Origin of the sequence: uncultured Campylobacter sp., from assembly GCF_938041645.1 — a bacterium.
Classification (GTDB): domain Bacteria; phylum Campylobacterota; class Campylobacteria; order Campylobacterales; family Campylobacteraceae; genus Campylobacter_B.
Genome location: NZ_CALIST010000022.1, coordinates 22,909 through 41,513 on the forward strand (window position 1 = coordinate 22,909; position 18,605 = coordinate 41,513).

Here is an 18,605-nt window from a genome sequence, read left to right on the forward strand (position 1 = left end):
CTTAATCCCTCACATCGGTATTTTTAGCATTTCGCTCATTTCGCCTGATAGCCTCTTGCACGTCTTTTGAAATCTGCCGCTTAAAGGCTTCCGTATCGATACTCTGCCCGTGAGTATCTATCTTAAAATCGCCGTTAAAAACGACGTTTGTATTGCCCCCGGCGCGGCTTGAGCTAAGAGTGCTGAGTGCTTCGCCCATAGGACGATTCGGTGCAGGCGTAAAATTTCGATCGGCATTAGCATAAGCAGGCGCCGTAACCGGCGCACTACTATCTCCAAAGCCGAAAAACTCTCCTACGCTTTTTATGTTGCTAAGCACCCAATCGATCTTTTCGCCTATCCAGCCGAAAAAGTCCGCAAATAGATCCTTCCACCACGCTACCGTCTCATCAAATACGCTACTGAAAGCTTCTACCCAGCTATCCAGCCAGCTCTTAAAGTTCTCCCATTCCGGCTTGATTTTTTGCCAAAAGTTTTGAAAAAAGGCTTTTACTCGATCCCAATTCTCATACAGCCACACTGCGGCCGTAGCAAGCCCCACGACTATGGCACCGATGCCCGTAGTGATTAGAGCCAGCTTCATTATGCGAAAACCCACAGCCGCTGCGATGCTTGCGCCTCGCAATATAGCCATAGCGGCGGCGGCAGCCTTACTTGCTACGGCGTGAGCAATCAGGGCGGCTTTTTGCGCCACAAGTGCGATGTTTGTGCGAAGCGTGGCGGCAGTAAGCGCCCACATCCCTTTGACCATCAGGGCAATGATATGATAAGCCGTTCTAAACGGCGCAAAAGCAAGCATAAGGCCCGCAAAGCCTATTTTAACGCCGCTGATCGCTACTCCAAGAGCTATGAAGCCGCCTACCGCACCGGTCAGAAGTTTGGCGAGCGTAGGAAATTTTTCGTTAAATTTTCGCAGTGCGTTTCCGAAAGCCGCAAATAGTTTCGCTGCGCTATCTACGACGGGTAAAAAAGTTTCGCCGATTTGTGAAGCTAAATTGATCCAGCTTTGATGCAATCTGTCTAATGCCGAGGCGGTAGTATTGAGCTTAACTTGCAACTCTTTTTCCATAGAGCCCTTGGCTTCGGCAGAACGCGCCATAGCGATATTTGCTTTAAGCTCGTCTATGTTCTGCACTAGAGATGCTATCTCATCATTATAGTTGCCGCCTACGAGGTCATAGAGAATTCCAGCTTGCGCATCTTTAGGCGCAGCCTTGATCCTTTCTAAGAAATCCACCATCGCGGCGGTAGAGTCTTTGTTCAGATTTTCTTTGAGTGTTTGGGCATCCAGCCCGATCTGTTTCAGGGCTTCGTGGAATTTCTTCGGTTGTTTTTCCGCGCTTGCTAATGTCGTAAAAAAATCATTCAGCGAAGTGCCTACTACGCTCGTAGCTTTGCCCGTGCTAAGCAGGGTAGAGGCGAATGCAGCCGTAGTCTTGCCGTCTAAATCTATCATCCTCGCCGTAGCGGCAAGCAAAGAGGTAGCCTCTAAAATTTGATCGGCGTTAGCGTTTTTTACCTTATTGTCGAGTAGATTTATGGTGTCGAAAAGCTCCTCGATACCTTGGGTGTTTTTGATACCAAAGCCTACAAACATATTGTTCGTAGCTTTACCGACATCGTTTGCACTCATGGCAAAGGCACTCATTGCGGTAGTGGTGAGCCTGACGTATTTGATAAGCTCCTCGCCGCTTAAATTTGCTTTGCCACCCTCCGAGGCGATAGCCGCCACGTCGCTGAAGCTTTTGCCGAAGCTTGCGCTCAGATTTCTGAGTTCGCCTTTAAGTTTTGCCATCTCCTCATCGGTGCCGTCTACATATTTTTTCACGTCGGCAAAGGCCGCTTCATCGTCTATGGCAAATTTTATCGGTACGGCAAGGCTTGCAGTTTTTGCAAGAGTGCCCGCAAGATTTCCTATTTCATCCGAAATTGTTTGTTTGTAGCGAGCTATATCCTTGCTTACGCCCTTTAGTCCGCGCAAATTTTCACTTATGCTTTTTACGCTTACGCCGGCGTTTTTTGCACTACGCGCAAGCCCTTTTATTGCGTTATCAGCAGATTTGACGCTAGAAAGTCCTTTCAAAACCAGCCCTATACTTATGCCGAGCGTAGTTTGATTATCCATTTTACCTCCTTTCCTGCTGCAAATTTTAAAATTTATGTTAGAATACAGCTATGAACTATTCAAGATTAGTAGATATTTATAGCTGTTTCATAACGGCTGCCGTGCTTATCTTCAGCGTGATTTTCGGGTTAGAGTTCAACCCCATTTTAGTGGTTTTTGTCGTAGTACCGCTAGTCATGCTATTTTTAGATCCGCTTCACAAGACGCTTAAGCGCTTATTTAGGCTTTGAGCGCTCCACTTTGCGCTTTTAAAATTTTAATACTTATAGCCACAAATTCACTAAAATCGATCATATTCATATCTAAAATTTCACCATAGCCGAAATGGAGCACGTAGCCTAATAGCGCAATGTTTTCATTATCCGGCGCTGCTAAACGTCCAAAAAACTCTGTACCGCCTTTTGTAAAACGTTGAAGTCGGCGATATCGAGCTCCTCGATCTGCGCCGGGGTTTTGTTGGCGCAAGCGGCGCAGAGCTTTATACTTTGCTCGATTTCGGTCTTTTCGGCCGAAACCGCTTTAAAAGTTTTTACGCTCGGCGCAAAAACCTCTACCTCTTCGCCGCAGACCGGCAAATTTACTTTGATATTTCTCATTTTTTACTCTCCTAAATTTGATCTTACTTTCGCCATATAATCCACCCCACCGATCAAAAGGATCATATTTTCGGCATCTTTTAACACTATTGGCGTCTTATCGATATTGATATCTACGAAATGAGCCTGAAGCGTGATCGTAACTTCCATCTCCGAGCCGCTTTCAAAATCTGCGAATTCAATCTTTGTAATATCGCCGGTAAAAGCTGCGCTAAACGGCTTAGGCTCGCCTGATGCTTGATAGATCGAGGCGGTGAAAAGAAACGGCACGCGTGAGCTAAAGGCATTTAGCCCCATAGCAAGCCATGTGTTTCTATCTGCAATGCGGATCGTGAAGCTTACCTCGGTCGCAGCCAAAATGCCGCTGCTATAATTTGCGCTCAGCGCACCTTTGGCCTCTATCGTCTCAAACTCCATAGTAGGAAGTTTGAGCGTTTTTGTAACGCCTAAATAGCCCTGGCCGTTGATGAATACGTTGCATTCTTGCACCGCTTGAGGGATAATTCTTTTCATACTTTTCTCCTTGTTTTAAAATTCCCCGTCTCTCTATCTGCTGAGTGCATCCATTAGCACTTTTCCGTATGTATCTACGTAGATGAAATCTAGCGTTAGTTGCTTTACAATCGGATTGTTTTGCATACGCACGTCTAAGTAAAATTTACCAGCCGTGATGTTCGCGAGGGTATTTTTTGCGCTCCAGCTAAGCTCATATCCGAGTAGTACTCTAGCTCCTACGAGGGCCCGCAATAGCTCGTCTACGCTTCTTTTTGCGTGATAGAGTTGATCTGCTTTGCGATCTATCGCGAAAAACACCCCTTTTTGGCAAGCCTGCGAAATACGATCAAAAATTCTCCCTCTAGCAAGATCCTGCCAAATGCTATCGACGTCGCTAGTCTCTCCGCCCCAAGCCCTGAAGCCTTGTTCGCGAATGACCGTGCTGATATGAGCCGCCCTAAGCTCATCTGCCGTGCAGGTCTCTCCCATCTCAAAGTCTACGTCTATCGCCGTGCCGCTGATGCCGCCCATCACTCGGTTAGAGTAGCTATCGGAATAGCCGAATTCGCTAAGACCGTCTACATAGGCGATCATTCCGGCGATACGAGCTGATTGAGGGCTCATCACATAGCCGTTCGTTTCGTCATCCCAGGTTTTGACGAAAGGATAGGCGGCAAGCAGGCGAGAGGTGCCGAAGCTTCCCATCTTTGTGATAGCTTCGCTTGCGCTTGAAGCTTTGAGATCAACGATACCGGTGGCTTTGAGCCTTGTGGCCATAGCTTCGAGTGCTGATTTGATTGCGTCCTCTCCGCTAAACTCTGGGGCGATTAGCAAATTCGGACGATAGCCGGTAGCGGACTTTGCATTTTTGAAAGCCTCTATAGCAGCCTTGCAAGCCGTGATATCGTCGCTATCATCATTATTATCGGTGCGGGTAAAAACCGATAAGATAATTTGCGTTTGCACCGCTTGATCAGCTATAGCTTTTAGTGCGCGGTAGATTGAGCCTTTTTTAAACTGCTCGCTCGCCTTCTTTTTTGCCTCGTAAATTTCCTCGAGTGCGGTGATCGCCTTGTCGGTCGTCATATAGAAATGTATGCCGTTTTCCAGCACCTCTTCATATCCTGCGATCCCGATGGGTGTAGTACTCTCTACGCTTATCGGTCGCGCCGCCTCTGCCGAAACGGTTATGTTTACTCCAAATTTTGCAGCCATCTTTTCTCCTTTGTTTAAAATTTCGATATCAAATATATGGCGATAAACGCCAAGTCCTGCATTGCACCGTAAAAGAGCTCCTGCCTAGCCCATGCCGTGTTTACTTCAAATTTCTTAAAAGTGAAGATAAATTTCGTGCAGTATCCCAACTCGCAAGCAAGCGGAAAACCTACCGCAAGAGCTACGGCTAGAAGCGGCGCGGCGTAAAGACCCGCAAAGGCTAGCGGCACGAATACCGGCAGCCACCAAAGTAGCCCGCGCAGAAAGAGGCAAAGCCTGCAATAGCCTAGCCAATGCGCGCGCGGATCGAAAAGCTTCGCGGCGATGCACTCGATAAATTTCACTTCGCGTTCGTCGGTATAACTGCCGTGGGTTACGAGCGCGCCGACCCATACGCCCCAGCCTTTCGCCTCGCCCAGCAAATACCCAAGCCCGCAGATGATCGCAAGGTAAAAATTTCCCAAAAATGCAAATATTAGCAGAGCCACTACCAAAGCGTTCACTTTGGCGAAGTAGGCGTATCGCCCGCGTAGTCTGTTGAGTATCGCAAACATCATCAATCCTTTGGTCTTGTTTTTACGATGTCAGCGAATTCATCGCTACCTAGATACCAGAAAGGCTTTGAGCCGTCCTCGTAGCGAAATTTCATGAAATCATTGGGATGAGTTGCAAGGTGCGCGATCACGCGAAAGATATTCATCATATTGGAATGATCCCACTGATCGCACTTTCTAGCACGCAAGAAAATTACTATCGGGCAAGCCAAAATCCCAAGAATAAAGCTCGTCAGAAAAAGAATAAAATATCCCATTTGTTTCTCCTATACTTCAATCGTGTCCGTAAATTTGATAGCCTCAAGCTCCTTTGCGGTTTTTGCCTTCTCGATTGCGGTTTCATAGCCCCATTTCAGCACGTGGAGCTTCTGCCCCGCAATCTGAATGGCGCGCTTAATCTTTTTGAGATCCTCCTGCCCGTTTATCTTTTTCATCGTATTGTCATACATCCTAAAGCCCCGCACCTCGAGGCTATCAAATATATCGATCATACTTCCGATATTCAGTAGATATTTATATCCGCCGTTGACGGCTCCAAAGTCTTTGATCTCAACCTTGCAGCTCTCGCCCATTGCGTTCACCCACGAAGCGAGCTCCGTGGTCTTTGCTTCGCGAAGTTGCTCGATAGGAGGCTCCTCTATTTTTATGCTGGTCTCAAGCGTTTTTGGATTGATATGAGTAGCGCCCATATTGACAGCTTTTGTCCATTGCTCCTCGCTTATCTCTACGTTAGGTGCAGGTATGTTTTCGTGTATTTCGCTATCATAATACCCCAGTATTTCGTTTGTCTTTTTGTCGTAGTGAACATATTTCATCTATTCTCCTTTAGTAGCCTACCGCAAACCAGTAGAATTTAAAGTAATCCGGCGGGGACCCCGCTATGCGCCTTACACCTATTTCAAAGCCGGTATTGCTAATATTTTGGTCTAAAGCTTCGCCTACGACGCTTACGGCAAATTCGCACTCGTTTTCCGCAGAGGTTAACGAAACGTTTAGCCTTTTGTTAAAAGCGATAGGAAAAATAACATTAGTTGAAGTTGTAGCTCCCCATTGAAGTATTAAACCATTTGGCAACTTTGTGTAGCCGTTTTGTTGTTTTGAGCTTAAAAAGCCTGCAGAAAATACATCGGATACCGCTTTCTCGCTTACTGCCGTGTCGCTCAAGCTTCCTGTGATGGAATTTTTAAGTTTTACGATGCCGGCCTCTATCTCTGTAGCGGCTGACGGAATGTCGGTTTTTTGGGCGAATTTATCCGCAGCGACGCCGCCGAGTTTTGCGCTATCTGCGGCTTGCTCGTCTTTGCCGAGCTTACCTGCAATAGTCGTACCCATAGAGGTAAATTTTTTATCCATCTCTGATTTTGAATAGCTATCGCTTACATCGCGCTTTGTTGCAAGCGCGAGATCCGCGCCGGACTTATTATCCTCGACTTGCTTCTTAAGATAGCTCGTGCGGTTTGCCAGCTGCTTAGCTTGCTTGTTCGAAATACCATCCACCCCGCCCACTACGGGATCGGTCGTTTCAATCTGATATATTCCGTTTTCCCACCTGACTTCCTCGGTTACATTTGCCATTATCCCTCCTTAATATGTTCCGTAGTTAAATTCGGCGTTATAAGTCGCGTTGCCGTTATATAGCAGCTCGCCTCTGCTATCGACGCTTACGAGCACGCAACGCGCGGGCGCAACTTTGGCCGTACGCCTTCTAATTTGCGATGCACGAGCTACATCCAAGCTCATGCTCGATATAATTGAATACTCTGCCCAGTGGTTGTTTGAGCCATACCTACGCGCGCCGTCATATTTTAAGGAGCTATCATATTTTTGGCTCAAATTTCCCTCTATGATCGCAGCGCCGCTATCGACTGCTTGCACGGCCGTTCTTACCGAGTAGAGCGTCCCCTTTAAGCGTTTGATCTCAAAAGCCCTACATATGAGCTCGCGAGCTTTATATTCGCTCAGCCCCTCTATATCTACATCAAAGCTTGCCGCCAGATGGGGCAAGATACTTGCGGGCGCGGTATGAGCGAGGATATTGATCGTGCCGATATCCAGTCCGTCTAAACGCACGCCAAAAAGATCGTCAAGCTTCTTGTCAAATTTAGGCTTTCCGATCGGTAGGATACTCATAGATTAGCCTTTGCAAAGCTGAGCTCAAAACTCATCACGATATACTCGTGCTTATCCGCTTTTATATCGGCAGTGGGCGAGCTCAAGCCTACCCGATATACGCCGTTTTGATGAAGGGTGCTATAGATGCGGCTTAGGTTCAAATCCTCGCCTAAAGGCAGGCTTTTTTGCACCGCATCGATAGCGTTTTGGATCTCCGCCTGCAAAAAAAGATCCGTTAATTCCAGCTGTGCTTTTATATTTACCGCCTTTTTGGTGGCATTTGCAACGATGACGGTATCGGTTAGCGGGCGCACTTTTTCGTCGTTTAGCGCAGTACGCACCGACTCAAGCACCGCTTCGCTTTCGTCGCTGCTTTTGACATACACTTTTACGATGCCGGGCCCGCCGTTAAGCGCTATGGCTTCTATCACCTTTGCGTTGGCTGTAAGGGCGTGATAGACGTATGTGCTCGCTGCCCCTGCGGTGCTAAATCGCTCTAGACTTAGCACGGCGCGCTCGCGTAGCCGCTCGTCGTCCTCTACTTCAGCGCCGCCGCCGAAGCTTCCTTCTTGTTTTGCTTGCAATACGAAAGGCAGCGGGGTTTGGATGAGCTCGCATTTGGCCGCACTCTCTTTTACGAATGCATCTAATATGCTGATGCCGGTTATACTCGTTTGTCCCGCCTTGATTTGCAAACTCTCTTTGAGTTTCGCAGTTTGTCCGTCCTGCGATGCGAGCACCAATCCCGCAGGGATCAGCACATCGTAACTAAGTGCGGCAGAGAGGCTAAATTTTACGCTCGCCACCGGTCTTTCGCCCTTTAGCCGTTCTATACCGTACATCGCAACGATATTGTCAAGATCAGCCCCCTGCGCGAAAGGTAGCAGCATAGATTTTACGGCGCTATTTATGCGGGCTCGCAAAAGTAGCTCTCGATATGCGAGCGTTTCAAGCAGAGCCGAAAAGCGGTCGCTTTCAAGAAGCGAAATTTCATCGTCATTTAAAGAGCCTTTAAAGAGACTTTTAACGGCTTTTAAAATTTCATCGTAGCTCAACTGCTCGATAACGTTCGGATAGGGTAAATTTTTTAAAAAGCTCATATCTCTACTCCGATCTCTTTGCCGTTTGTTAGCACAATTTTAAAGCTGAGCTTGTGATCTTTAAAGCTTATGAGCTTCACTTCGTCGACCTGCACCCGCTTTTCCCAGCGCTGCACCGCTTCGATGACGAAGTAGCTCAAATCGGCGTGAAACTCATCATTGACCCGCCTATCGATCAGCTCAAAAAGGCGGCTGCCATATTCGGGCAGCATTACCCGCGAGCCGATAGGAGTGCTTAGAATATCTTTTATGCTATCTTCTACGCTTACTAGGTATTTCATCTCAATCCCTCGCTACTCCGCCGTTGGTATGGCTCCAAAGCGAGCCCCTGCCATCGCCTATATCGCCGCTTGCCTTGAGCGAGCCTGTGATATTGAGATCTCCGTTGATAAAAAAGCTTCCGCTTCCTCCGCCGCTTCCCGCGGTCGAGATTGATCCTTGAATGACCGTATTTCCCAAAAGCTTGATATTTCCGCTTTGCACGGTCGTATCGTCCGCTTTCACATTCACCGATTTTGCGGTCAAGCTTGCGTTTTCGCAGGCGATATTGATCTGCTTTGGGCTTGAAATTTCAAGGCTGGAGTTAGCCGTATCGTAGCTCATCCTTACGCCGTCTTCAAAGCTTGCGTGGATCTTCGTATCGGTCGGGTTCGCTTTGTGGGCGGTCTGATAGATACCGCGCAGGATCATGCCTGCATTGAGCTCGCCGCGTACCGGCAGCACCAATACCTGCTCGCCCACGCGGATCGGTGCAAAGCTTACGGCGAAGGAATTGGCGAGGGGCTGGAATACGGGCAAGAAGTCGGTGACCATATCGCCGATCGCAACCCTTGCGCGATCCCCGCCTACTTCACTGACGATGCCGATCTCGTTTAGGTTATTGCTCATATTGTTCGTCCTTGTTTCTATCATCTAGATCAAATTTATTTCTTATAAATCCGACTGCCAAATCCAAAATTCCGCTGCCTTTAAAGGCACCGATCCCGCAGATCGCAAGGCTCAGGCGCATATCTTTGCAGAAAAAGAAAGATATTTCATAAACGATGTATGCGCTAAAACAGCCATCCAATACTCGTTTGATAAAATTGCCCGCGCCACGCTCGCCATACTTCAAAAAGGCCGTTACGCTGCCCGCAAAGCCTGCAGCTAATATATAGAGCAGATACTCCATGGCTCATACTCTAAAGGTTTTATATAGCGACGCAGGCGAAAAAAGAGCGCCCGCAACGCCTATACAAAGCGACCAAAGAAGGAGCACTAAATTTTCGCTTCGTATAAAGTTGTCAAAGACTACGTAAAGCTCAAGGTTAAATACCACCAAGACAAAAGCTCTAAGCAGATAAATCAAAGTTTTCATTACTCGCTCCTCGTGCAGTCTTTGGCTATCTCTTCGCATCTCAAAAAATACCTCACAAGCTCTTTATACGCTTCAAAGCTGCCGTTTGCCGCAGGCTTGAGCGGCATTTTAAGATTACAGCGTACAGGCACATAGACTTGCTTTATTTGTGGCTCTTTATCTGCGCAGCCGCATAAACAAAGTACGCTAAAAAGCGCTATCAAGAAGTTTTTTATATGCATTGAGTTGTGCCTCGCAACTTTTATCTTTGACGTAAATTTTTGAAACGTTTTTGATCTTATCCTCGTTGCGGCGGCTTGCATTCACCTCAAGGGATTTGATCGCGGCGTTTTGCAAGCTTAGGTTTAGCTCGCATTGCTGCAACTGTATCTTGAGCTTTGCATTTTCGGTGCTTAGCTGCGAAATATCGCTTTTTAGCAGCGCTATATAGACCCCGCACGCAGCCAGCGTCGCCGCAAAGGCGATGCCGATAAGCTTAATGTTTAAGAAGCCCATTTAACACCTTCTTTGCACGATTTGGAGTTTGCTGCGCCCAAAGGCTACGAAGCCCGTTTGCGATAGCCTTTTCATATTCGCCCGTGCGGATATAATGAAGCGTCGTAACGAATTTTTTAACCTTGTTAACGTCCATCTGATAGCACATCTCTATCACTACATCCTGCACGTTTTGCGGTTTGTCTTGAAGCCAGGCAAAGGCTTCAAATACCCTAGGCTTTAACTTTTTTAATTTCAGCTCTAAAATTTGATCCGCCGCCGCGCGGCCCATCGGCTCTATCTTTCCGCCGTTTAGTGCTAGCTCGTCTTTGCTTAGCGCCGAAACTAAAAAGCCGTAGCCGATAGTTTTGTAACCTCTTGTGTCTTCATAAATTTCACCGCAAAAGCCTTCGTTTTCTTTGATGTTTGCGATTAGGCTCATATTCGCTCCTCGTTTTTTTGCGGCAATCATACGGATTTTTTCGCTCAAAATCTATCAAAGGATTTTGTCAAAGAATTTTGTCAAAAAACTGTGACAAAGAATTGTGTCAAAGAATTTTGATAGATTTTGAGATCTCTTTCGCGCTATAGTTGCGAAAAATGGCGAGAGCAGGAGATGGAATGCTTGTAGAGTTTGAAAAAGAGTTGATCGAAACCATCAAAGAGGTTTGTAAAAATACTTCGCCCTATCTCGGTGAGCTTGAGAATAAGGACGAAATGGAGCTGCTTATAAAAGGCGGAGATAGCTTTGTGTTCGTAGAGTTTCTAAGCGAGAGATATGAAAACGTGGTGAGCAAAATAGGCACCTTCAACATTCACATTTTAAGCACAACGTCTAGCAAGCAGCAAAGCTATAGGCAAGAAAATATATATAGGGCCATCGATCTTTGTGAAAAAATCGACAAAAAGCTCAGGACGTCTGAGCTCAATAATGAATTTCGAATTGAGCCGAAAACCTTGAAAGTGACACATAATAGCATAACCGATTACGGGTATATGTATGTTTTGACGCGAGAAATTCAGACTGAGTTTCTTGAAAAAAGCGAATGGCTCAAAGAGGGCTAGGTTGTAAGGTTGTAACGATTGTATCGAAAGAGGAATAGATGAGATTTCAAGCAAATTTAATATCGCTTAAGAGCGAGAACACGGGCGATGATCTTGTAGAGTTGCTACTAGCGGTTCCGGGTGAATGGAAAGGGCATTATAGCGGAGTATTTCGTATCGATAGCGCAGATTTAGAAAAGATGAAGCTTAATTTTGATGCTCGCAAGATAGATCTCGTAATTGACTACGAGCATCAAACCCTTATGGGTTGTGAAGCGCCTGCGGCGGGCTGGATCAAAGAGATGCATATAAGAGACGGCAAGCTTTATGGAATGGCGAGTTGGACCGCAAAAGCGAAAGAATACATCAAAAACGGCGAATACAGATATCTAAGCCCGGTATTCAATTTTGAAGCGGTCGACAAAAAGACGGGAGCGTGGATAGGCTGCGAGATCGAAAGCGTCGCGTTAACAAATACGCCGTTTCTTGATGAGCTTGAAGAGATAAGAGCAAATAAAAATTTTATGGCAAAGGAGAAAAATATGCCTGAAAACGAAAAAAATGGTGCGGATGTCGCTGCGCTAAAAGCGCAATACGACGCGCAAATCACTGCTTTAAAAGCGGAGCTTGAGACAAGCAGGAGCGAGGTTGCAGCGCTAAGCGAGCAGCTTGCGGAGAGTGCGGTAGAGGGTGCCATCATTGCAAATAAGCTTCCCGAGGGACAAAAGCAGTGGGCGCTAAGCTATGCAAAGACCGATTTAAACGGCTTTAAAGAGTTTTTAAAGGGCGTTACGCCGCCTCAAAAAACAGACTTGCCGAAGAACGATCTGTTTGCCAATAAAAACCAACCCCAAAACGACATCGACGTCGTAAAATTTGCATTAGGAGAATGAAATGCCAAACGAAGGAAAGAAACCAAATACCATCGGAGACATAGTCGTAAACAAAATACTCGGCGTCAACGCGAAAGTGGAGACCACCAAAGCTTTGGAGTGCGGAGCCGTACTATTTAGCATTAATGGCGGCGAAAGCTTCGCTGCGGTAACAAGCGACAACCAAACCGCTACTATCGCAAATGCCGCTGCGGTATTCGGCGTGCTCTGCGATGGCGTAGAAGCTACCGGGAATGCCGACGTGCTGGTACTCGGCGAAGTTAAGCTTGCGGATGTAGCCGCAGAGCTAAAAACCGCGCTATTTAAGCAAAAAATAGTAGTGAGATAAGGAGAGAAGACAATGGACGAACTTTTAAAATACTTCACAGTTGATGTGATGACTGAGATCGTCAATCAGGTCAAAGCGGACCAAAGCTTTATTATGGACACATTTTTTAAAACATGGACGCCGACGCTTTCAAATTCGCACAATATCATCATCGAAAAAGGTGCGGGCGTAATCCTTGAGAGCGTCAGCGAAAACGGCGAGCATTTGGTGACGAAAAACCCGGATCAAACGATAGTATCCGTGCCGCTTCCTCGCTTTCCGCAATACGATACGCTTCCGGCAAGCGAGATGAATTTGCTGAAAACGCTCAATACCCAAAAAGAGCAATTGAAGTCCCTTTCGGCGGCTATCGGTAAAAAGCTTGCGAAGCAAAAAAGCAACGTTACCAATACGCTTGAGTATATGGCGGCAGGAGCCATATTCGGCAAGGTAATGGACGGCAAAGGTAACGTGCTTCTTTCTTTGACCGCAAACCGCAAAAAGATCACGATCGGAAGCACTACGAAGCTAATGACGCTGCTCAACGACATAGAGGCCGCTCAAGTCGACGTATTGGGGGCCGCGAAGCCGTATATAGCATTGGTAACCAGAGAGCTTTATGCGGAACTGCTTGCCCTTGTAGAAAAAGAGGAGCTTCTCAAGTCAAATTCGGCAAAAATTACCGATAAAAACAACGTATTGACACTTGAGCTTTTCGGCAAAACCTTTATGCCTTACGATGCGACCTATGACAATACCAAGGGCAAGCCTACGCGTTATATGAGCGGCAAAAAAGGGGTAGTCGTACCGCTTGACGACAATATGTTCGAAGTGATTTATACGAGGGCTAATCATACCGCGGCTATCGGCAAGGCTCCGACCAAATTCTTTGCGGCGGCTCCGGAGGTGCTCGACAAAGGTTCAGGCTGGGGCATCGTGAGCGAGAGCAGGCCGATTCCAGTTTGTAATAGGCTTGATGCGATCGTTGAGCTTGAATTTGCATAAAAATCAATTTAAAAGGGCTCTAAGCCCTTTTAAATTAAAAACGACCGAACACACGTAAAAAATGTTTTAAACGTTTTAACATGCTTTTAATGCGCGTTAAAAGGCTTAAAAGATTTAAGGATAAAGCCCAATGATAACAAACGATGATCTACTTGAAGAAGTTTCGCACAAAGAGCTGCTGGAGCTTAGCGATTTTGAGGGAAGCGGCAGCATAAATCAAAGCATCATAGACGATAGCCTAAACGATGCGCTAGCATTCATCGCATCGTTTATAAGGATCCCGGCCAATCCCACCAAGCTTCTAAAAGATATCTGCGTCGATCTCACGATAATCGAGTTAAAAAAGCGCAACAACTTTCCGAAAGACACTCTAGCCGAGCAGATCGAAAAGATCGAGGGGCTGCTTTTGAAAATGGCTGCGGGTAAAATTCCGACCGATGAGAAGAAAGATGATACGCCGAGGCTTGCTTCAAGGGCATTCAGACACTACGAAAAACGAATGGATCTAAAGGACCTAAATGGCTGAGAAACCAAATATCAAAGATTTAGCACGAGAGTTATATCTGAAGGGCTTTAGCGTTGAGCGAATAGCTGAAATTTTAAATAAAAACGTAAAGACGATTAAGAACTACAAAGCCGGCAGTAATTGGGATGAGCTCAAAACCGCGAGCTATCTGAACCGCGGCGGCGAAGAGAAACAAAATATCTATCAAAATTTCATCGAAGAGATGCGCCTGGCGGTCAAAGATATCAGAGAGAGCGAACTGCCCGCGGGCAAAAAGGCCGAGGCGCTTTCAAAAATAGGCGACAGTTTCGTCAAGATGACCAAAGTAGCAAGCTACGAAAATCCGGCGGCATACCGCCTAAGCATCGCTAAAAAGGTCATTATGCTAGTAGTAGATAAATTTAAAGACGACGAGAACAAAGAGTGTATCAAAAAACTCGTCGAGCTCATCGAGAGCGAGAAATTTGTCAAAGCCATAGAAGAGCTTGACGTTTAGGATGATGTATGCTTTTTTCAAGAGATGAGCTAGATAGCTTTTTGGAAGACAGCAGAGAAGCGCACAAACAAGCCGGCGCCGTAGAACCCGAGCTTGGCAAGCTGACGCGCAAAGACTTCTACGACTGGCTGGAGGAGCTTAGCGGCGAGCTAAAAGAGCAGATTCATCTAAATAGCCCACTATCCCCCAAAGATAGAGCCGCTAGACTAAAGCGCGCCGAGCACGATTTTCTATATTTCGCAAAAACCTATTTTCCGCACTATTTTAGCATCGATAGCTCTTGTGCGCTTCACGAGGATCTAGCACAAATTTTTGAAGCTATGACGCAAAACGCAAGCGGCGACAAATATGTTCGAGCCGCGCCGCGCGGGCATGCAAAAACCACGTATTGCTCGCAGCTCTTTCCGCTTTGGTGCATTTGCTTTGCCAAAAAGCGCTTTATAGTCGAAATTTCAGATGCCGTGGAATTAGTGGAGGGCTGCCTTGAAGCGATCAAGGCAGAGCTTGAGGACAATGCCAATCTAAAAATGGATTTCCCGCATGTCTGCGGCGCAAGCAAGAATTGGAAGATAGGCGAGTTTATATCCAAAAACGGTGTGAAGCTTAAAGCATTCGGCTCCGGAAAGAGGCTACGCGGCGTGAAATTCGGCGTGTACCGCCCCGACCTAGTCGTCCTTGATGATTTGGAAAACGACACCAACGTGCGCAGCAAAGATCAGCGCGATAAGCTCGAGGAGTGGCTCGATGAGGCGGTGCTAAATTTAGGCAGCGTAGACGGAAGCTTAGATGTACTTTACATCGGTACCATCTTGCATGCAGATAGCGTGCTGGCGCGAAAGTTAAAGCTTAAATTCTGGAACGCCAAAAAATATCAGTCCGTGATAAATTTCCCAAGGCGAATGGATCTATGGGAGCAATGGAGCGAGCTGTATCGCAATATCTCAAAGGACTCCAGCGACGAGTTTTATATGCGGCATAAAAAACAAATGGATGAGGGCTCACTGGTGCTCTGGCCCGATGCGCTACCGATTTTAAAGCTTATGCAAAAGCGCGCTGAGAACCTAAAATCATTCAACAAAGAGCAGCAAAACGATCCGCGAAACGAAGCTCAAATATTCACAAAAGAGGCTATGCATTTTTATCGCGAGCTTCCGAGATGCGATTATTTCGTTATGTATATTGATCCTGCGGGCGAAAAGAAAAAGAGCGACTATACGGCTATTACGGTGCTGGGCGTCAGCAAGATAGAAGCTAAAATTTACGTAGCCGAAAGCATTGTAGAGGTCATGAAGAGCAAGAAAACGATCAAAGAGATCCTTCGCCTAAACGGGATATATCGTCCAAGAATGTGCGCGATCGAAAGCAACGGCGGGCAGGAGTTTTTTAGGCAATGGATCAGAGAGAAGGCCTTTGAGGTGGGTGCGAAGCTGTCGCTAAAGGGAGTGAATAATACGGCCGCTAAGGGGCAGAGGATAGAGGAACTCGAGGTGCCGATCGATGACGGAGAGATAGTATTCCATCAAAGCCAAAGCTTGCTTATAGAGCAGCTTTGCGAATACCCGGAAGGCAAGCACGACGACGCACCCGACTCTTTGGCGGGAGCATACGAGCTTACAAAACTCAAAAGAAAGATAAAAAGGCGCAGTAGATGATATTTGAGAAACTTTTTAAGAATAAAACCGAGCAACCGCAGCGTAAAAAAACGGCAGTTGTGGCCCAAAACAGCACGCTGATCGATCTGATAATCAACACCGGCGTTTCCAGCATAAGCGATAGCGATATGGATATGATCCTAACAGATCTTACGGTTACGCAGTGCGACGTCAGTCGTAAATCCGTCACCGAGAAAAAAGAGATCCAAATCATTTGCGATGATGAGGAGATTGCCAAAAATTTCAAAACCATTTTTAACCCGGATATCGTTAGCCAAATTTTAGAGACCTATCTTTACGGGCTCAATGTTTTTGAGGTCAACTACAAAGAAAAGGACGGATTAATTTACCCACGTCTCGTGCAGAGGGATTTTCGGCAGTTTAAATTTAACGATGCGGGTGAGTTTGTATTCGTAGCCAGCGGAAGCGAACAAGAGATCCCGCCGTTTAAAGTCGTTTATGCTCTAAATCGCGCAAATTTTAGAAAAACTTACGGTGATGGGCTTATTAAAAAGCTCTATTTCCCCGTTAAGATGAAAAATGCGAGCTTAAAATTTTGGTTTAGGTTTTTGGAGCGTTTCGGCTCACCATGGGCGGTTGCAAAAACAAGCTTCGATCCGGACGAGCTGGCAAACGAAGTACAGGCTATGCTTAGCGGCGACAGCGCAGTCATCGATACCGAGGAAGAATTGACGCTTATTCAGCCAAGTACGAATGTAGATTTTACGAGGCTTCCGACGTACCTAGACAATCAAATCAGCAAGGCGATTTTAGGGGCAAATTTGACGAGCGACATCAAAGAGGGTAGCTACGCCGCCGCTAAAACGCACAACGAAATCAGAGAGGATCTAGCCGCAAATGACGGCAAAATTTTAGAGTTCGTGATGAATAAGACGATCGACTTTTTTAAGGAGATCAATAACTATAAAGGCGAAATCGAAGCGAAAATTTACGACGAGGACGCCCCGAATGCGGAGCGCGCAAGCAGAGATAAGACGCTATTTGATATGGGCTTTGTGCCGACCGCAAAATACATCAGCAAAATTTATAATATAGAGCTGGACGAAAAGGCTATTAAAGAGCGTTTAAGCAGTGATTTAAAGGTGAATAAACGGGTTTTAAAGAACGCAAATAAGCCGATAGATCGCTTCGAAAAGGCTACTAGCGAATTAAAAATCGATGACGGCGAGATAGAGGCTGCATTAAACGAATTGATCGCGCAAAGCGAAACCTACGAGCAGGCGTTTGATAGGCTTTATGAGCTTTACGATCTGCCTTTTGATGAGCTTGAAAAATATATGTTTCGAGCTATTGCAAACGCAGAAATGATCGGATATGCGGATGAATAGCGGCTTTAGCTTTCAAAAAGAGCCTACGGCGGTATATGAGTATCTGCAAGGCAAAAACGCTGAGATCCATTTTGATTATGATGAGATCATGCACGATGCGCATAAAAAAACGTTTACGATCGCAAAGATGACCGATTTAGATCTTCTAAAAGATATGCAAAACTCGCTCGCTCAAGCTTTTAAAAATGGAATCTCGTTTGAGGAGTGGAAGCAAAGCGTAAAGCCTATACTAGCCAAAAAGGGCTGGCTCGGTAGGATCAAGGTCAAAGATCCTAAAAGCGGCGAGGAAAAAGAAATTTATGTGGGCAACCGCAGACTAAAAACTATCTACGATACTAATATGAGGACCGCATACGCAAAAGCCCGCTATGAAAGCCAAATGAAAAGCTCGGGGGAGTATTTTCGCTACACGGCGGTTCTTGATAGCAAAACAAGGCCTGCGCACCGAAAGCTGCACGGTACCACGCTTCCAAAAAATGATAAATTTTGGGATACGAACTACCCGCCAAACGGCTGGAATTGTCGCTGCAAAGTGCAAGTCCTTACGGAAGCCGAAGTACGAGCGCGCGGCATTACGCCGCTTGCAGACGGCTCGTTTTTGCCAAGCGTAGCGCAGGATGATTTTGCTTACAACCCAGGCAAAATGGATCATTTGGATGAAATTTTTATCGAAAAGAAACAAGAGGCGCTAGGCGCCGTTACTGCGGAGACTGCGCGACAAAAGTTAAAAGAGCGTTTAGCGGGCTTTGGACACGAAAGAGATCTGCATGTATGGAGAAGCGGGCTTGAGGATGCGATAGATGAGATCATCGTAAAAGACAATCCAAAAACGCCGATCAATATGGTGCAGGTGGGCTTTTTGAATGCTTTTTTAGCAAAGAAAGCAAGCGAAATTTTAGGCGCAGATGTGCAAAGCGGCGGCATAATCATCACAAAAAAGCATCTGTCCCACGCAGCCCCGAAGCGTAAAGAGGGCTACGATCATGCCCTTAGGATAGAGGAGATGCGCGAGATAGTTTCGGTGCTGGATAACGAAAACAACGCTTATACGGATCTACGCAAAAAGCACAAAAATATTCTGTTTATTTTTGAGGACAAAAAAGACGGCTCAAAGATAAATTTAATCCCCATCGAAATAAGTAAAATAATTAAGAAATTCAAGCAAAGCAACTACGTAATAACGCTTGATAAAAATGATAAAAAAACGATTGAGGATCTAATTGAAAAGGGTGAAATCAAAAAGATAAAGTAGCTCGGCGGGAGTCGAACCCGCGATAACCGCTATGCCAACGCATAACGTCCGTCTACGCACACTGACGCCATCGA

The 18,605-nt window shown here is 46.2% G+C and carries 27 protein-coding genes; 10 read left to right on the forward strand and 17 right to left on the reverse strand.

The genetic code is table 11. From position 1 onward, the window contains the following. Position 1: 1 nt before the first annotated feature. Positions 2–2,125 (reverse strand): phage tail tape measure protein, encoded by a 2,124-nt coding sequence (locus Q0600_RS03210; protein WP_298756834.1) that lies wholly within the window; start codon positions 2,123–2,125, stop codon positions 2–4. 50 nt (positions 2,126–2,175) lie between these two features. Between Q0600_RS03210 and Q0600_RS03215 the strand changes: the two genes are divergently transcribed. Then, positions 2,176–2,355 (forward strand): hypothetical protein, encoded by a 180-nt coding sequence (locus Q0600_RS03215; RefSeq protein ID WP_298756836.1) that lies wholly within the window; start codon positions 2,176–2,178, stop codon positions 2,353–2,355. A 141-nt stretch (positions 2,356–2,496) separates the two neighbouring features. Here Q0600_RS03215 and Q0600_RS03220 read toward each other — a convergent pair whose 3' ends face one another. Genes Q0600_RS03220 through Q0600_RS03295 form a run of 16 tightly spaced genes read right to left on the reverse strand, consistent with a single transcriptional unit; the run spans position 2,497 to position 10,470 of the window. Beyond that, positions 2,497–2,721: a phage tail assembly protein gene (locus Q0600_RS03220; protein WP_298756837.1), complete on the reverse strand. Its 225-nt coding sequence runs from the start codon at positions 2,719–2,721 to the stop codon at positions 2,497–2,499. A gap of 3 nt (positions 2,722–2,724) precedes the next feature. Further along, positions 2,725–3,234: a phage major tail tube protein gene (locus tag Q0600_RS03225; RefSeq protein WP_298756839.1), complete on the reverse strand. Its 510-nt coding sequence runs from the start codon at positions 3,232–3,234 to the stop codon at positions 2,725–2,727. A gap of 33 nt (positions 3,235–3,267) precedes the next feature. Further along, the gene (locus tag Q0600_RS03230) at positions 3,268–4,431 is read right to left on the reverse strand and encodes a phage tail sheath subtilisin-like domain-containing protein (RefSeq protein WP_298756841.1); all 1,164 of its coding nucleotides are present in this window, start codon (positions 4,429–4,431) and stop codon (positions 3,268–3,270) included. Between the two features lie 14 nt (positions 4,432–4,445). Next, a complete protein-coding gene (locus Q0600_RS03235) occupies positions 4,446–4,985 on the reverse strand; it encodes a hypothetical protein (RefSeq protein ID WP_298756843.1) in 540 nt (179 codons plus the stop codon). Between the two features lie 2 nt (positions 4,986–4,987). Further along, positions 4,988–5,242, reverse strand: coding sequence for a hypothetical protein (locus tag Q0600_RS03240; protein ID WP_298756845.1), 255 nt, complete (start codon positions 5,240–5,242; stop codon positions 4,988–4,990). 9 nt (positions 5,243–5,251) lie between these two features. After that, positions 5,252–5,800, reverse strand: a complete 549-nt coding sequence (locus tag Q0600_RS03245) for a hypothetical protein (protein ID WP_297897729.1) — start codon at positions 5,798–5,800, stop codon at positions 5,252–5,254. Positions 5,801–5,810: 10 nt separating this feature from the next. Beyond that, on the reverse strand, positions 5,811–6,560 hold the full coding sequence (locus Q0600_RS03250) for a hypothetical protein (RefSeq protein ID WP_298756847.1): 750 nt from the start codon (positions 6,558–6,560) through the stop codon (positions 5,811–5,813). A gap of 9 nt (positions 6,561–6,569) precedes the next feature. Continuing rightward, a complete protein-coding gene (locus Q0600_RS03255; RefSeq protein ID WP_298756849.1) occupies positions 6,570–7,115 on the reverse strand; it encodes a phage tail protein I in 546 nt (181 codons plus the stop codon). Beyond that, positions 7,112–8,197, reverse strand: a complete 1,086-nt coding sequence (locus Q0600_RS03260) for a baseplate J/gp47 family protein (protein WP_298756851.1) — start codon at positions 8,195–8,197, stop codon at positions 7,112–7,114. Before Q0600_RS03260 ends, Q0600_RS03255 begins: the two co-directional genes overlap by 4 nt. Continuing rightward, positions 8,194–8,478 (reverse strand): GPW/gp25 family protein, encoded by a 285-nt coding sequence (locus tag Q0600_RS03265; protein WP_298756853.1) that lies wholly within the window; start codon positions 8,476–8,478, stop codon positions 8,194–8,196. The genes Q0600_RS03260 and Q0600_RS03265 overlap by 4 nt, the downstream gene beginning before the upstream one ends. Position 8,479: 1 nt before the next feature. After that, on the reverse strand, positions 8,480–9,085 hold the full coding sequence (locus Q0600_RS03270) for a phage baseplate assembly protein V (protein WP_298756855.1): 606 nt from the start codon (positions 9,083–9,085) through the stop codon (positions 8,480–8,482). After that, complete coding sequence (locus Q0600_RS03275) at positions 9,075–9,368, reverse strand: hypothetical protein (RefSeq protein ID WP_298756857.1); 294 nt, start codon at positions 9,366–9,368, stop codon at positions 9,075–9,077. Before Q0600_RS03275 ends, Q0600_RS03270 begins: the two co-directional genes overlap by 11 nt. 3 nt (positions 9,369–9,371) lie before the next feature. Further along, positions 9,372–9,554 carry a hypothetical protein gene (locus Q0600_RS03280; RefSeq protein WP_298756859.1) on the reverse strand — a complete coding sequence of 61 codons (183 nt, stop codon included), beginning with the start codon at positions 9,552–9,554 and terminating at the stop codon, positions 9,372–9,374. Then, the gene (locus tag Q0600_RS03285; RefSeq protein WP_298756861.1) at positions 9,554–9,685 is read right to left on the reverse strand and encodes a hypothetical protein; all 132 of its coding nucleotides are present in this window, start codon (positions 9,683–9,685) and stop codon (positions 9,554–9,556) included. Before Q0600_RS03285 ends, Q0600_RS03280 begins: the two co-directional genes overlap by 1 nt. A 55-nt stretch (positions 9,686–9,740) precedes the next feature. Then, complete coding sequence (locus Q0600_RS03290) at positions 9,741–10,049, reverse strand: hypothetical protein (protein WP_298756863.1); 309 nt, start codon at positions 10,047–10,049, stop codon at positions 9,741–9,743. Continuing rightward, on the reverse strand, positions 10,030–10,470 hold the full coding sequence (locus tag Q0600_RS03295; protein WP_298756865.1) for a glycoside hydrolase family protein: 441 nt from the start codon (positions 10,468–10,470) through the stop codon (positions 10,030–10,032). Before Q0600_RS03295 ends, Q0600_RS03290 begins: the two co-directional genes overlap by 20 nt. 179 nt (positions 10,471–10,649) lie before the next feature. On the opposite strand from Q0600_RS03295, the gene Q0600_RS03300 reads away from it, so the two are divergent. From Q0600_RS03300 to Q0600_RS03340, 9 genes are all read left to right on the forward strand, one after another. Then, positions 10,650–11,093 carry a hypothetical protein gene (locus Q0600_RS03300; protein ID WP_297894844.1) on the forward strand — a complete coding sequence of 148 codons (444 nt, stop codon included), beginning with the start codon at positions 10,650–10,652 and terminating at the stop codon, positions 11,091–11,093. 38 nt (positions 11,094–11,131) lie between these two features. Then, positions 11,132–11,965, forward strand: coding sequence for a phage protease (locus tag Q0600_RS03305; protein ID WP_297915377.1), 834 nt, complete (start codon positions 11,132–11,134; stop codon positions 11,963–11,965). Between the two features lies 1 nt (position 11,966). Further along, the gene (locus Q0600_RS03310) at positions 11,967–12,293 is read left to right on the forward strand and encodes a hypothetical protein (protein WP_297893903.1); all 327 of its coding nucleotides are present in this window, start codon (positions 11,967–11,969) and stop codon (positions 12,291–12,293) included. Positions 12,294–12,305: 12 nt separating this feature from the next. Beyond that, complete coding sequence (locus tag Q0600_RS03315; RefSeq protein ID WP_298756870.1) at positions 12,306–13,277, forward strand: major capsid protein; 972 nt, start codon at positions 12,306–12,308, stop codon at positions 13,275–13,277. A gap of 130 nt (positions 13,278–13,407) precedes the next feature. Further along, positions 13,408–13,803 carry a phage protein Gp36 family protein gene (locus Q0600_RS03320; protein WP_297893908.1) on the forward strand — a complete coding sequence of 132 codons (396 nt, stop codon included), beginning with the start codon at positions 13,408–13,410 and terminating at the stop codon, positions 13,801–13,803. Next, entirely contained in the window at positions 13,796–14,278 is a 483-nt protein-coding gene (locus Q0600_RS03325; protein ID WP_297893911.1) for a DUF1804 family protein, read from the forward strand. Before Q0600_RS03320 ends, Q0600_RS03325 begins: the two co-directional genes overlap by 8 nt. An 8-nt stretch (positions 14,279–14,286) precedes the next feature. Continuing rightward, positions 14,287–15,930, forward strand: a complete 1,644-nt coding sequence (gene terL, locus Q0600_RS03330) for a phage terminase large subunit (RefSeq protein ID WP_298756874.1) — start codon at positions 14,287–14,289, stop codon at positions 15,928–15,930. Continuing rightward, positions 15,927–17,279, forward strand: coding sequence for a DUF935 family protein (locus tag Q0600_RS03335; RefSeq protein ID WP_297893914.1), 1,353 nt, complete (start codon positions 15,927–15,929; stop codon positions 17,277–17,279). Before terL ends, Q0600_RS03335 begins: the two co-directional genes overlap by 4 nt. Continuing rightward, the gene (locus tag Q0600_RS03340) at positions 17,272–18,531 is read left to right on the forward strand and encodes a phage minor head protein (protein WP_298756877.1); all 1,260 of its coding nucleotides are present in this window, start codon (positions 17,272–17,274) and stop codon (positions 18,529–18,531) included. The genes Q0600_RS03335 and Q0600_RS03340 overlap by 8 nt, the downstream gene beginning before the upstream one ends. The last annotated feature ends 74 nt before the right edge of the window (positions 18,532–18,605 follow it).

What these genes read in the sequence shown, in the direction of transcription:
- Q0600_RS03210 (WP_298756834.1), bottom strand. Translation starts at nt 2,125, where the DNA reads ATGGATAATCAAACTACGCTCGGCATAAGTATAGGGCTGGTTTTGAAA.
- Q0600_RS03215 (WP_298756836.1), top strand. Translation starts at nt 2,176, where the DNA reads ATGAACTATTCAAGATTAGTAGATATTTATAGCTGTTTCATAACGGCT.
- Q0600_RS03220 (WP_298756837.1), bottom strand. Translation starts at nt 2,721, where the DNA reads ATGAGAAATATCAAAGTAAATTTGCCGGTCTGCGGCGAAGAGGTAGAG.
- Q0600_RS03225 (WP_298756839.1), bottom strand. Translation starts at nt 3,234, where the DNA reads ATGAAAAGAATTATCCCTCAAGCGGTGCAAGAATGCAACGTATTCATC.
- Q0600_RS03230 (WP_298756841.1), bottom strand. Translation starts at nt 4,431, where the DNA reads ATGGCTGCAAAATTTGGAGTAAACATAACCGTTTCGGCAGAGGCGGCG.
- Q0600_RS03235 (WP_298756843.1), bottom strand. Translation starts at nt 4,985, where the DNA reads ATGTTTGCGATACTCAACAGACTACGCGGGCGATACGCCTACTTCGCC.
- Q0600_RS03240 (WP_298756845.1), bottom strand. Translation starts at nt 5,242, where the DNA reads ATGGGATATTTTATTCTTTTTCTGACGAGCTTTATTCTTGGGATTTTG.
- Q0600_RS03245 (WP_297897729.1), bottom strand. Translation starts at nt 5,800, where the DNA reads ATGAAATATGTTCACTACGACAAAAAGACAAACGAAATACTGGGGTAT.
- Q0600_RS03250 (WP_298756847.1), bottom strand. Translation starts at nt 6,560, where the DNA reads ATGGCAAATGTAACCGAGGAAGTCAGGTGGGAAAACGGAATATATCAG.
- Q0600_RS03255 (WP_298756849.1), bottom strand. Translation starts at nt 7,115, where the DNA reads ATGAGTATCCTACCGATCGGAAAGCCTAAATTTGACAAGAAGCTTGAC.
- Q0600_RS03260 (WP_298756851.1), bottom strand. Translation starts at nt 8,197, where the DNA reads ATGAGCTTTTTAAAAAATTTACCCTATCCGAACGTTATCGAGCAGTTG.
- Q0600_RS03265 (WP_298756853.1), bottom strand. Translation starts at nt 8,478, where the DNA reads ATGAAATACCTAGTAAGCGTAGAAGATAGCATAAAAGATATTCTAAGC.
- Q0600_RS03270 (WP_298756855.1), bottom strand. Translation starts at nt 9,085, where the DNA reads ATGAGCAATAACCTAAACGAGATCGGCATCGTCAGTGAAGTAGGCGGG.
- Q0600_RS03275 (WP_298756857.1), bottom strand. Translation starts at nt 9,368, where the DNA reads ATGGAGTATCTGCTCTATATATTAGCTGCAGGCTTTGCGGGCAGCGTA.
- Q0600_RS03280 (WP_298756859.1), bottom strand. Translation starts at nt 9,554, where the DNA reads ATGAAAACTTTGATTTATCTGCTTAGAGCTTTTGTCTTGGTGGTATTT.
- Q0600_RS03290 (WP_298756863.1), bottom strand. Translation starts at nt 10,049, where the DNA reads ATGGGCTTCTTAAACATTAAGCTTATCGGCATCGCCTTTGCGGCGACG.
- Q0600_RS03295 (WP_298756865.1), bottom strand. Translation starts at nt 10,470, where the DNA reads ATGAGCCTAATCGCAAACATCAAAGAAAACGAAGGCTTTTGCGGTGAA.
- Q0600_RS03300 (WP_297894844.1), top strand. Translation starts at nt 10,650, where the DNA reads ATGCTTGTAGAGTTTGAAAAAGAGTTGATCGAAACCATCAAAGAGGTT.
- Q0600_RS03305 (WP_297915377.1), top strand. Translation starts at nt 11,132, where the DNA reads ATGAGATTTCAAGCAAATTTAATATCGCTTAAGAGCGAGAACACGGGC.
- Q0600_RS03310 (WP_297893903.1), top strand. Translation starts at nt 11,967, where the DNA reads ATGCCAAACGAAGGAAAGAAACCAAATACCATCGGAGACATAGTCGTA.
- Q0600_RS03315 (WP_298756870.1), top strand. Translation starts at nt 12,306, where the DNA reads ATGGACGAACTTTTAAAATACTTCACAGTTGATGTGATGACTGAGATC.
- Q0600_RS03320 (WP_297893908.1), top strand. Translation starts at nt 13,408, where the DNA reads ATGATAACAAACGATGATCTACTTGAAGAAGTTTCGCACAAAGAGCTG.
- Q0600_RS03325 (WP_297893911.1), top strand. Translation starts at nt 13,796, where the DNA reads ATGGCTGAGAAACCAAATATCAAAGATTTAGCACGAGAGTTATATCTG.
- terL (WP_298756874.1), top strand. Translation starts at nt 14,287, where the DNA reads ATGCTTTTTTCAAGAGATGAGCTAGATAGCTTTTTGGAAGACAGCAGA.
- Q0600_RS03335 (WP_297893914.1), top strand. Translation starts at nt 15,927, where the DNA reads ATGATATTTGAGAAACTTTTTAAGAATAAAACCGAGCAACCGCAGCGT.
- Q0600_RS03340 (WP_298756877.1), top strand. Translation starts at nt 17,272, where the DNA reads ATGAATAGCGGCTTTAGCTTTCAAAAAGAGCCTACGGCGGTATATGAG.